Source organism: Rasiella sp. SM2506, assembly GCF_050859505.1.
Taxonomy (GTDB): domain Bacteria; phylum Bacteroidota; class Bacteroidia; order Flavobacteriales; family Flavobacteriaceae; genus Marinirhabdus.
The window spans coordinates 2,017,292-2,031,944 of sequence record NZ_CP193934.1 but is presented as its reverse complement, the minus strand read 5'-3'; the positions used below and the strand labels follow the sequence as shown (position 1 = coordinate 2,031,944).

At 35.5% G+C, this 14,653-nt stretch carries 11 protein-coding genes; 3 read left to right on the top strand and 8 right to left on the bottom strand.

Annotated features, from left to right (window positions below):
• Positions 1-5: 5 nt before the first annotated feature.
• The 6 genes from ACQ2HF_RS09290 to typA form a co-directional block, all read right to left on the bottom strand.
• Positions 6-1,463: a hypothetical protein gene (locus tag ACQ2HF_RS09290; RefSeq protein WP_432410153.1), complete on the bottom strand. Its 1,458-nt coding sequence runs from the start codon at positions 1,461-1,463 to the stop codon at positions 6-8.
• 14 nt (positions 1,464-1,477) lie between these two features.
• Positions 1,478-2,569, bottom strand: a complete 1,092-nt coding sequence (locus tag ACQ2HF_RS09285) for a sulfatase-like hydrolase/transferase (protein WP_432410152.1) — start codon at positions 2,567-2,569, stop codon at positions 1,478-1,480.
• A gap of 383 nt (positions 2,570-2,952) precedes the next feature.
• Complete coding sequence (locus ACQ2HF_RS09280) at positions 2,953-4,410, bottom strand: sulfatase-like hydrolase/transferase (protein WP_432410151.1); 1,458 nt, start codon at positions 4,408-4,410, stop codon at positions 2,953-2,955.
• A 26-nt stretch (positions 4,411-4,436) separates the two neighbouring features.
• A complete protein-coding gene (locus tag ACQ2HF_RS09275; protein WP_432410150.1) occupies positions 4,437-5,819 on the bottom strand; it encodes a class I SAM-dependent methyltransferase in 1,383 nt (460 codons plus the stop codon).
• The gene (locus tag ACQ2HF_RS09270) at positions 5,803-6,018 is read right to left on the bottom strand and encodes a hypothetical protein (RefSeq protein ID WP_432410149.1); all 216 of its coding nucleotides are present in this window, start codon (positions 6,016-6,018) and stop codon (positions 5,803-5,805) included. The genes ACQ2HF_RS09275 and ACQ2HF_RS09270 overlap by 17 nt, the downstream gene beginning before the upstream one ends.
• 98 nt (positions 6,019-6,116) lie before the next feature.
• Positions 6,117-7,910 carry a translational GTPase TypA gene (gene typA, locus ACQ2HF_RS09265; RefSeq protein ID WP_432410148.1) on the bottom strand — a complete coding sequence of 598 codons (1,794 nt, stop codon included), beginning with the start codon at positions 7,908-7,910 and terminating at the stop codon, positions 6,117-6,119.
• Between the two features lie 145 nt (positions 7,911-8,055).
• Between typA and ACQ2HF_RS09260 the strand changes: the two genes are divergently transcribed.
• A complete protein-coding gene (locus ACQ2HF_RS09260) occupies positions 8,056-9,450 on the top strand; it encodes a T9SS type A sorting domain-containing protein (RefSeq protein ID WP_432410147.1) in 1,395 nt (464 codons plus the stop codon).
• A 10-nt stretch (positions 9,451-9,460) separates the two neighbouring features.
• Here the strand turns inward: ACQ2HF_RS09260 and ACQ2HF_RS09255 are convergent, their stop codons facing one another.
• Positions 9,461-10,192 (bottom strand): hypothetical protein, encoded by a 732-nt coding sequence (locus ACQ2HF_RS09255; RefSeq protein WP_432410146.1) that lies wholly within the window; start codon positions 10,190-10,192, stop codon positions 9,461-9,463.
• Positions 10,193-10,494: 302 nt separating this feature from the next.
• Between ACQ2HF_RS09255 and kdsA the strand changes: the two genes are divergently transcribed.
• Positions 10,495-11,313: a 3-deoxy-8-phosphooctulonate synthase gene (kdsA, locus tag ACQ2HF_RS09250; protein WP_432410145.1), complete on the top strand. Its 819-nt coding sequence runs from the start codon at positions 10,495-10,497 to the stop codon at positions 11,311-11,313.
• On the opposite strand, the gene ACQ2HF_RS09245 is transcribed toward kdsA, so the two are convergent.
• On the bottom strand, positions 11,300-11,662 hold the full coding sequence (locus ACQ2HF_RS09245) for a DUF1801 domain-containing protein (RefSeq protein ID WP_432410144.1): 363 nt from the start codon (positions 11,660-11,662) through the stop codon (positions 11,300-11,302). The two genes, kdsA and ACQ2HF_RS09245, sit on opposite strands and share 14 nt — an antisense overlap.
• Before the next feature lie 495 nt (positions 11,663-12,157).
• Here ACQ2HF_RS09245 and ACQ2HF_RS09240 point away from each other — a divergent pair, with 495 nt between their 5' ends.
• Positions 12,158-14,371, top strand: coding sequence for an ATP-binding response regulator (locus tag ACQ2HF_RS09240; protein ID WP_432410143.1), 2,214 nt, complete (start codon positions 12,158-12,160; stop codon positions 14,369-14,371).
• Positions 14,372-14,653: the final 282 nt, after the last annotated feature.

The following is a 14,653-nucleotide window of genomic DNA, read 5'->3' as shown; positions in this document are numbered from 1 at the left end:
TGTTGTTATTCTATTTTTTCGAAAACCACCTTATAATCTTCATCAATACACTTATAAAAGTGAGCTCCTAAAAAGCTATCATACAAAGGGATATAACTTACATTGGGCTCTTTGGCTTCCAGAATAGCATCGTCATTGGCAAGTTCAGCAAAAATAGTCCGGAACATATTAACGCTGGTTTTAATATTGGTATGTTTTGGGGTATACCCTTTTGGCCATTTAATGCTTAACATACTATTAAATGAAGAGATGGTTTCTTCGGCATTTATTTTTCTGGTTTCTACTTCTTGAACATATTGTAACCCTACATACCCCCCGTGATCTGCCACTAGGATAATCATAGGGTTATCGTCATATGTATTTATTATTTCAATAAGGCTGGTAAGCCATTCATTCGCCTGCGCTACTCTATTTAAGTACCCAGCGCGTTCTCCCGCGATACCTACAGTATATTTTTTTTGATGGTTGACGTGGCTAGGCAGGGTTTTTTCTATAAAAACAAAATTGGCTCCTTGTGGCAAATTGGACATAGTAACCTCAAAATCTGGAATGATATCGGCGCCACGCACGGGACCTGTATCGTATATTTTTATTTGCTTGCGTTCAATATTATAATGATCAAATGCAGTTTGTTTGCCGTTGATTAAAAAGTAGGAATTATCGGTTATAAAATGACTCGTATAGCCATTATTCTTCAAAATATTGAGGGCATTATTATAGCCTCCCACCACAACTTCCTGTGCTCCCAGGGTTTTAAGGTTTCCTGGGTATGTATTTTGATAATAATGATGTTTCATCGCAAACAAGGCAGCGTTAGAAGTAAGCGTTGAATAGTAGTTGCTTCGGTAGTTAGGGTGGTTTACGAAGCCCTGATCGCTTAAATAACCTTCAAATGCCGAATTATCGAAATTGTAAGGCGGTTGAGACAAATGACTGAAATTGGCATATCCGTCTGGCTGGATTACATAAATATTAGGCTTTTGTTGTAGCTGTACATTTTTTAATTCGGAAGAGATTTCAGTCCAATCTGCATCATACTGTATCATAAACCATAAACGAGGCAGTAACGTAATGGCACTTAATGAAGCCAATAAAAACTGAATCACAACAATTTTCTTTATATATCTGTACATCAAAAAACTCAATACTGCAGCGCAAAAGATAACAACAGCGATAAATTTCTTATTCCCCAACAAAATAAGCATCGCAATAAGTCCTGAAAACATCACCAGATTGACGCCCGTAATTCTGTATTTCTCTAACTTTTGCAGAAACCCAAGTTTAAAAACAGGTTTGGAGAGCAGCATTATAACTACAGGTACTACAAAACAAAGGGCAACTAAAAACCCAAGTTGTAACCACGAGTCGGCCATATCGAAATTACCGTTGTAATAATGCAAAAATGGATAAAGCCCCGCAGCCAGAGCAACTTTTAGTTCATATTTTTTTGAGGAGAATCCCATACGTACCTAAAAATTTAATGTTTTATAAAAACTACCTTACCATCGCCATCTATACATTTATAAATTCCTTGGGGAGCGCCATCTTTTATAATGGTATAGGTAGCATCTTCTTGTAAATGGTCCAGATATGCATTGTTTTCACTTAAGTACGAAAACAAAATTCGAAAGGTATTGATTCCACTTTTAAAATTTTCATCTATTTCCGGCACCTCGCCATAAGGCCATTTAATGGAGAGCTGTGTACTAAAAGCCGAATACACCCGATCTCTATCCAGTGTTTTATTGCGCACCTCCAGCATATATTCATAGCCAACATACCCACCGTGATCTGCCATGATGAGAATAAGCCCATTTGGATCTTTTTCTTGAATCATCGTAATAATCTTTTTAAGCCTTTCATTACTTATAGCAAGATTTTGTTTATAGATCTCCGCCTCTTTTTGTGCTCCTTTGCTAACGGTTTTTAAAGATTGTACGTGCCCTGGTTTAAAGATTTCGATGAAGAAAAACTTAGATTTGTCTGTATCCAGATTCAAATATTTTTCAATGGGCACTAAGATGTCTTCTTCTTTCTGAAAACCATCGGTAATTAATTCTATATCATTGTAATCAAAATTACTAACGTCATATCCCATTTCTGGGAAATTGGTTAACAGGTAAGAACCTTCGGCTAAAAAATGAGTCTTGTAGCCATTCTTTTTAAAAGCATTGAGCACCGGATTGTCCGAAATAATCACTTTTCTGGCGTTCGCAATTTCGCTAAAGTTAAAACCATTGTTATAATAATGGTGCTTCATTGTAAAGGTAGCGCTATTCGAAACCAGGGTAGAACTATAATTGCTGCGGATATTAGGATAAATTTTAAAGCCGTTTTCACGTAAAAAATTCCAATAGTCACTATTATCTATCTGGTACGCACCCTTATCCATTTCAGAAATATTCACATAGCCATCTGGCTGGATATAATATACATTGGGACGTTTTTTAAAAACTACATCTTCAATATCGTCTGGTTGTTGCGTCCACTCATTGGAATAGGTCCACTGGTTTTTAATAGTAGGAAATAACCAAAATAATCCAATAAGCGCTAACACTATTTGCAGCACAACCACCTTTTTAAAATACTTCCGTAGAAATATGGCAAATAGCAATGCAATAAGTATAATGACGATTGTAAAAACCCACTGTAATTTTGCGTACAAACAAATCTGAATAAAGCTCAAAAAAGCGACAATGTTCAAAAAGGGAAAAGCAAACGGTTTTATTTTCTTAATGAATGGTAAAAAGCTAAAAAACTGAATTCCCACAAATACACAAACAGGAGTCACCAAAAACAAGCCAATAAAAAAAACGAAGTGCTTCCAAGAATTAATGAGCGAGAAATTATTGGTATAGAAAAAAATAATAGGATACAGGCCCGCAGCAAGCCCGTACAAAACTGATTTCTTAAACTGTGGTATCTTCATAAATGATGCAAAAGTAACGGTAATTATCGTTTCATAAAAACAATCTTACCCGTGTCATCAATTACTTTATAAATGCCTTTTCTGGCTCCATATAAAATAGGTAGGTACGAGCCTTCCTCTTGTAACGTATGGAGCAATGCGCTGTCTTCACTTAAGTAGCTAAATAAAATCCTAAATACATTAACACTGGTTTGTATGTGTTCATGGGCTTCAGGAATTTCTTCTGGCCAGTAAATCGCGAGGTTTGCCCCAAAAATGGAGTATAGTTTATCTCTATCTTGCGTCTTCTCATACGCTTGATGCATATACTGAAAACCTACGAAACCGCCATGGTCTGCTAGAATAATGATAATACCTCCGGGGTCTTTTTCTTTTAAGAGCGAGACAATTTCCAGTAATTTTTTGTTAGTGTCCTCTAGCTTGGATATCCAGTTTTCACGTTCTTTTTCGGTGCCTTCATGGTTTTTTTCATCAACAGTAATATGGCCTGGCTCAAAGATTTCTATAAAATGAAATGCAGGTTGTTCCCCTTGATTTTCTAAGAATTGCCGAAGTGGCTCAATCACATCCTTTTTTTCTTTTAAGCCTGTAGTAATATAGCCAACGTCTTTATTCACATAGTTACTACTATCATAGCCCATCTTCGGTCTATTGGCAAGGAGGTAGGGTCTTTCCGCTAAAAAATTAGTGGTGTAGCCATTGTTTTTAAAAATGGTTACTACAGGATTTTCACCTATAATTATGTTCCGCGCATCCAGCATTTCAGTAAACTTATTGGTGTTCAAATAGTAATGATGCTTCATGGTAAAAAGCGAACTATTTGAAGAAAGTGTAGAGGCATAATTACTGCGAAAATTGGGATACAATGTGAAGTTTTCTTGCTGAAGAAAATCTTCTAATTTGCGCTCCTTCACATTATAAAATCCTTTTTTTAATTCTGAAAAATTCACATAGCCATCTGGCTGGATGAGATATACATTCGGTTTCTTTTTAAATTGAATTGCAGCAATCGCATCGGGCTGCTGCATCCATTCCTTGCTGTATTGAAATTGATCGATACTATTCGGTATTAGATAAAAACTTGCCACCACAGCAAGCAATACCTGAAACACCACAACTTTTAAAAAATATTTGTAAAAAAAGAAAGTATACAGCAACGCCACAACACCAATACCCAATACCATCCAAATTTGAAATCCTGCATACAAAGCGGTTTTCAGAAAAAAAAGAAAAACAAATAGGTTTAAAAAGGGTAAGACAAATTTTTCAATCTTTTCAAAAATTGATAGGCTTGCTACTACCTTCAGCAAACAAAAAATAGCTACAGGAGCCAACAAAAAAACACTTATAAAATATACAAGATGGCTCCAGGAATTAACAAGCGTGTAGTTGTTGGAAACGTAAAAAAGTAAGGGATACAATCCTGCTGCAAGCGCCGCCATTACTGTACTATAGAGCGAACGTTTTACAGAAGATTTCAAAAAATGTAGTTTTAGTGATTACACTCCTACCTGCGCTTCATCAAATAGAGAACACGTTTGGTGCCTGGTACGATTTCCTTTTTTTCAATAGTGAAAAATTGCGTGTAGCCTGCTTCAAAATCGGTTTCGTTGTAAAAATCGAAGTGATTGATAAATTCGCGTTTTCGAACCAGTAAACTTTCTGCCCAAGAATCTTCCCGTTTAGGAAATTCAATAATTAAAGTTTCGGAAAACTTCGCAAAAAATTCAGCCGATTTCTCAAAAGGAACATTTCCGGAAAGGGTAATGTGGTGAATTAACGCCAACGCCATCGTAATATCTGGCTTGTAGTCTTTGAGGCGTTCCAGTAAAGAGTTTCTTTCGGTATTATTAAAACCAATGCCAGGAGCTGGCTGTAAGACATCGCACACAAAAGGCAACATATTGGTTTCGTTATTATCTTGCAGTTGTTTGTAATTGTAATCTACCGCGTTGCTGTCAATATCTGTCACAATAACGTCTGGCACTTTGTCTAAGACCGTTCTGGCAAAGGTTCCATCATTTCCACCTACGTCAATTAAACGTTGCGGATTAAGCGGTGTTACCCACTCACGAATAAGTTTCTTCTTGCCCTCAAACGCTGCGGCTTCATAATTGGTCTTATCGTAATAATTACCCCACTCGGAGCTCTCGTTGAGTTCTAACTTTTTTATAAAGTCGAAAAGACTCTCCAAAATATTGCTCTGTGCTTTTTTGGAAAGCTTGGTTACTTTAGTTTCAGCTTTGTAATCTTCGCTGTGTTTGCTTTCCATCTTAGCCAACAAATGAATATTGCTATGGATAGTAGCGCTTAGCTTGGTCTTTCCTGGTAAGAGAGAAGCGATCAATTTCACCGGGATACCGTCGATATGCGTTTGTAGCATTTTAAAGATTTCGGTGCCGTGATATTTTGCTAACACCAAAGGTCCAAAAAAGTGTGTAATGAATTGTTTGTAGGCTCTCCAAGGTGTTCCTTCTTCGTAAAAATCGAAAGAAAGTGTGTCGATAAAAACAGGTTTTCCCTTATGAAATGTGATATTATACGCCGATGCATCTTTCAATATAAAGCCTTTTGAAAGTGCATATTTTTGAATCTTTAACGTGTGTAGCGCGGCATGTTTAAATTGCTCAAAACTCCATTCGTACGGATTGGTAATAAATGGAATATGCTCTGGAGTGATCACTATTTTATCATCTGCTACCGAAGTTTCGGTATGTGGAATAAGCATTCCTTGTTTGATAAGCGTCTTAAAAAAACCACTCTCTTTTAACTTGTTGTACTGCGGAAAATAAATTGGGTTTATTACACGACGTAAGGTAGTACCATCGTGAAACATATAGCCCGAAGGATCTCTAAAAGAGGCTTCGTGAGTATTATTTTTTGTGTTCATCGGTTTCGGTTTCAGAATCGTCGTTATCTTCATCCATGTCTATAGAATCGTAGGTATCATCCTCTTCTTTCAATAAACCGAAAAACGCCTTTACTTTATACCACGCAACTTTTGAAAACAATAAAACTCCTGCTACTGCAGCAACTACTGCTTGCGCTATCATTGCGCCGATTCCTGGATCGAAATACAAAAAATTCATACGCTTCGTTATTTAGGCTATGGAAACCTTTTTAATTAAAATTGACAACAAATAAACTAAAAAACGGGCAGTTTTGCCCGTTTTCCAGTCTTAAAATTTTACATTTTATTACGCTTACGGTCTACTTCTTTTAAGTGAACTTTACGTAATCTAAGGAAGTTAGGCGTTACCTCAACATACTCATCTTTCTGAATATATTCTAACGCTTCTTCCAGTGAAAATTTGATAGCAGGAACAATTTTTGCTTTATCATCTGCTCCAGAAGAACGTACGTTACTCAATTTTTTAGTTTTGGTTATATTCACCGCCATATCATCCTGGCGTGTATTTTCACCAATTACCTGGCCTTCGTAAATATCCTCACCCGGATCTACGAAGAAACGTCCACGATCTTGTAATTTATCGATAGAATAAGGAATGGCAGAACCATTTTCCATAGATACCAAACTACCATTCTGGCGTTCTGGAATACCTCCTTTTAAGGGTTGGTACTCTAAGAAACGGTGCGTCATAATGGCTTCCCCAGCTGTTGCGGTTAACAATTGGTTACGCATCCCGATAATTCCGCGAGAAGGGATAATGAATTTACAGATCATACGCTCGCCTTTGGCTTCCATACTTGTCATCTCTGCCTTACGGATTGTTGCCATATCAATAGCACGACCACTTACATTTTCTGGAAGGTCTATGGTTAATTCTTCAACTGGCTCACACTTTACACCATCAATTTCTTTGATAATTACTTGTGGTTGTCCAATTTGCATTTCATAGCCTTCGCGACGCATCGTTTCAATCAATACGGAAAGGTGCAATACCCCACGACCAAAGACCATGAACTTATCTGCACTACCTGTATCCTCTACACGAAGGGCTAGGTTTTTCTCTAATTCTTTTGCCAAACGGTCTTTAATATGACGAGACGTCACAAACTTTCCATCTTTTCCGAAGAAAGGAGAATCGTTAATAGTGAACAACATACTCATAGTAGGCTCATCAATTGCGATGGTCTTTAAAGCTTCAGGATTTTCGAAATCTGCTATAGTATCACCAATTTCAAAACCTTCAATACCCACTAATGCACAAATATCTCCAGCTTGTACTTCTTCCACTTTAAGTCTTCCCAAACCTTCAAACGTATGAACTTCTTTGACACGTGATTTTTTTATAGTGCCGTCTCTTTTCATCAAAGAAACAGGCATATTCTCTTTTATAGTCCCACGTAACAAACGCCCAATAGCGATACGTCCGGTGAAACTAGAATAGTCTAAAGAGGTAATTAACAACTGTGTATTTCCTTCTGCGATTTTAGGGGCTGGAATGTGCTCCAATACCATATCCAGTAAAGGCTCCACATTTTCTGTCTCGTTTTTCCAATCGTCGCTCATCCAATTGTTTTTGGCAGAACCATATACAGTTGGGAAATCCAGTTGCCATTCTTCGGCACCTAGTTCAAACATTAGATCAAAAACAGCTTCGTGTACTTCTTCTGGCGTACAGTTTTCTTTATCTACTTTATTAATGACAACACAAGGCTTTAAACCAAGGTCGATCGCTTTTTGTAATACAAAGCGTGTTTGTGGCATAGGACCTTCAAAGGCATCTACCAACAACAACACCCCGTCTGCCATGTTCAATACACGCTCTACTTCTCCACCAAAATCGGCGTGACCAGGCGTATCGATAATATTAATCTTTGTCCCTTTGTACCTTACGGATACATTTTTTGAAGTAATAGTAATACCGCGCTCACGTTCCAAATCATTATTATCAAGAATAAGATCTCCTGTGTGCTCGTTTTCACGAAACAGGCTACAGTGGTGCATAATTTTATCTACCAAGGTTGTTTTACCGTGGTCTACGTGTGCTATGATAGCAATGTTTTTTATTTCCATAACGAAAGCGCTTTTTTAGGCGGTGCAAAAGTACAGTTAATTAATGAATTTAGAGTTAACTACATCATTTGTTTTAAGTTCAAAAAAAGTATAAGATAATTATGTATCTTTATACTGTTGACTCCCCTGTTATAAAAAATTTCTTATGAAGACAAAACTACCTCTCATTGTAGCTTTTTTAAGCTTTATTTCTATGAATGCTCAGTTTGGGCCACAGCAAATTATTTCTTCTGAAACCAACAAAGCATATCTATCCATTCCTGTAGATATTGATAACGATGGTTTTATAGATATTCTTTCAGCACAAGCCGAAAATCTCGCAATGGTGTGGTTTAGAAATCTAGATGGGTTGGGAAATTTTGGCCCAAAGACTACTATCTCTAGTAATTCAGCGCTTTATTTGAGTATTAATTATGTAGATATAGACACCGATGGAGATAAAGATATACTCCTTATTGAAAATAATCCCCGAGAAGTAAGATGGATAGAACATCTGGATGGCCAAGGCAACTTTGCAACGGAAGAAATTGTACTTATTACTAATCCTGAAACAATAACAGACATAAGAACGCTCGATTTTGACAATGATGGAGATCTTGATATACTTGCTAATGTTAATGTAGATATTAATGGTGATGAAATAGTTTGGTATGAAAATCTGGATGGTAGTGGAAATTTTGGATCAGAAAATATACTTGCTACAACAGATGAAGGTTTTCATCCACCACTCTTGGTAGATATTGATGTAGATGGGGATTTGGATATTTTAACTTCTAAAGAAGGTATTACTATATCTAGAATAGTTTGGTATGAAAATTTAGGGAATGCGCAAGTAAGTAGTGAAAAGGTAATTTTTGAATATGACCCCTTCACCAATACAACTACTATGTTATATGCAGATATAGATACAGATGGCAAGGAAGATATTGTAATCACGTATTATGATGACATTAATGAATATAGACACGGATGGATGAAGAACTTAAACAATGATGGAACTTATGACACCCCAAAAATCATAATGCATTTAAATGAAACAGCAACTTATAATTTATATGATTTAGATGCTGATTCCGATATTGATGTGCTACTGTGGAACAGAGATACTGGTACTATATCGTGGATAGAAAACTCCAATGGGCTTGGCGTATTTAACCCAAAACGAACTATCACAACTGAAGTAGACTTCCCAAGAGATGCACAAGCAGCAGACATAGATGGAGATGGACTCTTGGACGTAGTTTCAGCTTCTTTAGCGGATGATAAAGTAGCCTGGTATAAAAATTCGGGCATTCTTAATATAGATGAAAATAATTACAGCACTTCTAGTCTCTACCCCAACCCTACTGCAGATAAAGTATATTTCGACACCCCAGAAATTATTGAAACTGCTACCGTTTATGACGCTTTAGGCATTACAATTAAGACACTAAAAAGACCTTCGGAGATTGATATGGGTGCGCTTTCTACAGGAATCTATTTTGTAAGTATAATTACTGAAACAGGACAGACTTCAGTACAAAAAATAATTAAAAAATAAGACTTGCTGGCTAAATCGTAAGCTTATTATCGCTTAACTCACTTACTGTATCTGCCTCTGGTTGAAAGTTAATAATATACTCAATCAAAAAAGAAGCGGCTATGATGTAGAAAGCTCTTTCTGCATAATAGGCTGGCTCGTAGCCAAAGAAATAGGCTGCTAAACCACCTAAATCTGAAAAAATAAATGCCAAAATACATAGCAGTAAATTTAGTGATTGCTTCCCTTCGTAAGATTCATTATACAAAAAAGCAAACAAGGCCATAAATAGCATTACGGCACTCTGTGTAAAAAACAAAATAAGTTGTGTATCACTATCCAAAGAAGCAATGATGATATCTGACAGGTAATAAACATTGAAAATATTTAAAACAATAATCACCAGTCCAAAGAGTATCAATGTCATACTAAATCGAACCATAGGCAACCTTCTAAAGGTAAAGAGGCAAATAGTTGTATATACCAACACAGTACAAAGTAATGACGTTGTTTTAAAAATGGGTGACTCGTAAAATAAGACTGCTACATCCCTAACCAATAGTAAAAGTAGTGCTAAAATGAGCAAGTTCTTTTTAAATCCGCCCTTAAACACCAGATAGCTAAAAAGCACTCCACAGGAGACCAATCTAACCGTTCTTGAAATTTCAATGTCAAAATAGAAGATGACTAATAGATTTACTACCAGAAGTAAAATCCCAACGTGTAGCAACCCCAAATTGCTACTTAAAGTAGTTTTCCCCATAATATTTTAGTAAGCTGTACAATACAAGATTACGAAATTTCCTACAAATATCGTAACCTTTTAGATTCAGTTATAATTACGATAAGTTTTAAACTTCGGTTTTATACAGGAGGTATTAAAACATTTTGCTTGGAACTTCAGACTTCGTTTTTGCGACAGGACGAAGTGAATTTTTATAAGCATAGCAGTAGGAATGGCTTTAAAATGACAAAATAAGGACGCAAAATTTGGTATTCGCAAGTAAAAGAAAAAGTTTACATGACTTCTTACGTATCTTTGTATTTTAAAAGCTTGACATTACTATGAATTTAGATTTAATTCCGCAGTTAAAACACACAACTTCCAACAACTTTTTTCTACTCGCTGGCCCTTGTGCTATTGAGGGTGAAGACATGGCATTACGTATTGCCGAAAAAGTACTCACCATTACAGACAAACTTGAAATTCCTTATATTTTTAAAGGAAGTTTTAGAAAAGCAAACCGAAGCCGTATCGATAGTTTTACAGGAATTGGAGATGAAAAAGCTTTAAAAATACTTCGTAAAGTTTCTGAAACGTTTAAAATCCCAACCGTCACCGATATTCATGAAAGCAGTGATGCATCCTTAGCCGCAGCATATGTTGATGTGTTACAAATCCCTGCTTTTTTAGTACGGCAAACAGATTTAGTAGTAGCTGCTGCTGAAACTGGTAAAGTGGTGAATCTCAAAAAAGGACAATTTATGAGTCCTGAAAGTATGCAACACGCTGTGAAAAAAGTAACCGATAGTGGCAACAAACAAGTATGCGTAACCGATAGGGGGACTATGTTTGGCTACCAGGATATGATTGTAGATTTTAGAGGTATTCCTACAATGAAACAATTTGCTCCGGTAATTCTGGATGTAACCCATAGTTTGCAGCAGCCCAATCAAAGTGTGGGAGTAACAGGTGGAAGACCCGAAATGATAAGCACTATAGCCCGCGCAGGTATTGCCTCTGGCGCCGACGGTCTTTTTATAGAAACTCATTTTGACCCTTCCCATGCCAAAAGTGATGGCGCCAATATGTTGGATCTTGCTAATCTGGAAAAATTGCTCACAGATTTAACGGCTATAAGAAAAACCATCAACCAGCTGTAAATCCTTTCGTTTTTGTTCGGTAGGCTTCTTTGAGGCATTCAATTAAAATCTCCTCATCTATATCTTCGAGTGTATAGTAACGTAATGATTTTACAAACTTTCGCTTTTCAGAAATTAACACCTCTAAATGCACATTAAATTTTGTGCGTGCCCAAAAACAAACATCCACATATCCTTTGGTTACATTCAAGTAGCAGATGGGGCACTCTTCGCTGTAATATATAGGTAATTTCCATTTATACTTTAAATCAAAATCTGGGAGTGTTTGCTCGATATGTAGTTGTAATATCAAAAGCATGGTTCTAAACGGTTCGGGTTTATTCAGGATATATGCTTCGGCTGGATTCATTATACTAAAATACTTTATTTCAAAAATATATAATAAATAAAGGTCACTTTTAAGAGTGACCTTTATTGAAGTAACCCGCCTACACTAACTCCCCAATTAGCATTGTGACGGGTTTTAAATTGCTATGGCTAAAAACAATCTTTGAATCTTTTTCAAAATTCGAACAATATCGTAAAACAGGCAAGAGGGTTTTCCCTGTTTCTTTTAAGGGTTTTTCCTGTTTCTGCTGGAGGCTTCTTAAGAGATTTAATTTTAAGTTAAACCAATCCTTTTACATCTTAAAAATACATAAGTTTACGAGAGTTTTTGATTCTATTGTTTGGATATAAAATAAAGAAGTTGTTACGCTAAATGATAATATAACAATTTATACGGGAGCTTCCATTGCCTCTTCACTTTTAACAATTATCGCACAAACCCTACCTCTATTGCCTTCCAAATAAGAGGAAATCGAAATTTCATTTACATTTAAGGCTTGAACTAACCTGTAATCTCTTGAAAAATATTTTAAATGCCCTCGCTATAGTTTGGTCGATTGGATTTTGTGCTTTGGCTCAAGTCACAGAAACTAAAACAACAGTAAAAGACTCTATCGGTAAAACGATGCAACAATTAGAAGTTGATTCTTTATATAAATATGTTGAACTCCAATATTTTCAGAAAAATTATGAAATAGCGATTGAGGAGGCAAATATCACAATAGCATTAGCCAAGAAAATAGGAGATATCGAGAAAATAATTGATCTTTCCAGTATTATTGGCAATGCTTTTTTAAAGAGTCAAGATACCATTGCTTCTAAAAAAGTTTTTTCTGAAAATGTAGCTAGGGCTTTAAAGAACAATGACCCTAAAAGTATTGTTGCCACACAAATTGACCTAGCCAATTTATATGCACTTCAGGGCCAATCTAAGGAAGCTGTAAAATTATACAAAGAAGCTATTATATCTGCAAAAATATCGGCAGATACTACAGCATTGTTTATTTTACATAATAATATATCAGATTTTAGCATAAATAATAATGATGTGGTAATGGCGTCCTACCATGTCCCAAAGACAGTAGAATTTGCAGAGTATTTAAATTTTAAATACTACTCTGTTGCCGCTAAATCTTTACAAGGTAGATTACGTTATATAAAAGGGGATGCAACCAATGCAATTAGAATTTTAGAAGAAAGTGCAGTCGAGGCAAAAGATATAGATTTCGACGAAATCTTGATTCAAATTTATGAATATTTGTCAAAGGCTTACGTGCTGGATGGCGATTATAGAGCTGCTTATAAAGCTAATTCAGAACGTGAGATCTATTTAAATAAACAATACGAAACAGATAAAATTCTGGCGATTGAAACTGCCACTGCGAAGTATAAATTAGATCAATATCAACTGGAATTAAAAGAGCAGGCATTACAGGCAGAAATTGACAAACAAGAAACAAAAAGACAAACTCAGCTATTATGGATTAAGATAGCCTCTGGTATTTTATTAGTATTCTTTTTGTTTTTACTGTTCACATATGTTAGAAGACGAAGACTTCTTAAAAATCTCAAATTTAAAAACAAGCAATATTTAGATGAAAAAGAGAAAACCGAAGAGCTGAGTAAAGCAAAGAGTCGTTTGTTTTCTAATCTAACACATGAATTGCGAACGCCTATGTATGGTATTATTGGCATTAGTAACATGCTAATGGAAAATTCTAAATTTGACAGTGAAAAAGAACAAATTAGCACCCTAAAATTTTCGGCAAACTATTTACTTTCACTTATTAATAATGCCTTGTATTTTAATAAAATTGATGCCGAAAAAAGTAATCAGCTTAAAAACAAAACTTTCAACCTTAGAAAAATCGTAGACAATATAGTAGAGTCTATAAAATTTCTAAACAACCAGAACCCTAATGAGTTTCTTGTTGAAATAGATAAATCTATCCCTAAAAAATTAATGGGAGATGATGTTAAGCTCTCTCAGGTTTTAATGAACCTTTTAAGTAATGCAGCGAAATTTACAAATGATGGAGTTATTATTATTTCCATAAAAAAGGCAGAAACTACGGAGGTTGAAAAAGTGGGATTAGACTTTTCAATAAAAGATAACGGTATAGGGATTCACCTTGATAAGCAACAAAAAATTTTCGAAGATTTTATTCAGGACGATTTTAAACACAACAATATAAATGGAACAGGTCTGGGGCTTCCTATTGTAAAGAAAATTTTAAAACAACATAATTCAAAATTAATACTCACCAGCGAAATTGGTGATGGCACTGAAGTTAAATTTACTATTGTTTATAAAATTGCCAACACTACCGATTTACCTGCAAAAAAAGTGAAAATTGAAAAGAATGTCCTTGCAGGAAAAAAAATATTAATCGTAGACGACAATAAAATAAACAGGATTGTGACAGAAAGAGAAATAAAAAACTATGGTGCTCAAGCCACATTGGCTTCTGGAGGGTTAGAAGCGATACAACTGACTAAAAAACAAGCCTTCGATCTAATCTTAATGGATATAAACATGCCCGGGATGGATGGATTTGAGGCTACTGAAATTATTCGTAATCACGATAAAACGATTCCTATATTAGCTCTAACTGCAGTTGAACGTGAAAAAGTATTGGAACAGAATAGATTCAGCCTAATGAATGATATTGTAATAAAGCCCTATAAAGGAGAACTGTTTATTCGTACTATTCTAAAAAACCTTCCGTAAAAGAATCTATTTTCGCAATTCAATACATCCCAATTTTCAAAAGAGATTGGTTTTAATCTTTAAACTTCTGTAAACAGAAACAGCAGACCGTAGTTAGAATTATCTAAGAGGTATTAAGTGTAATTAAAACGCATCCCTAAGGTTTGAAAATTTACTGGTACGTATATTCACATACACTTTTATCAATTGTGTATGGGTTTCCTACTACTGAAATTAGTTTGCTGAAACTTTTAAAAGAGGAAACAGGGTTTATAATTTAGTTGGATTAACCAAGGAACTTAA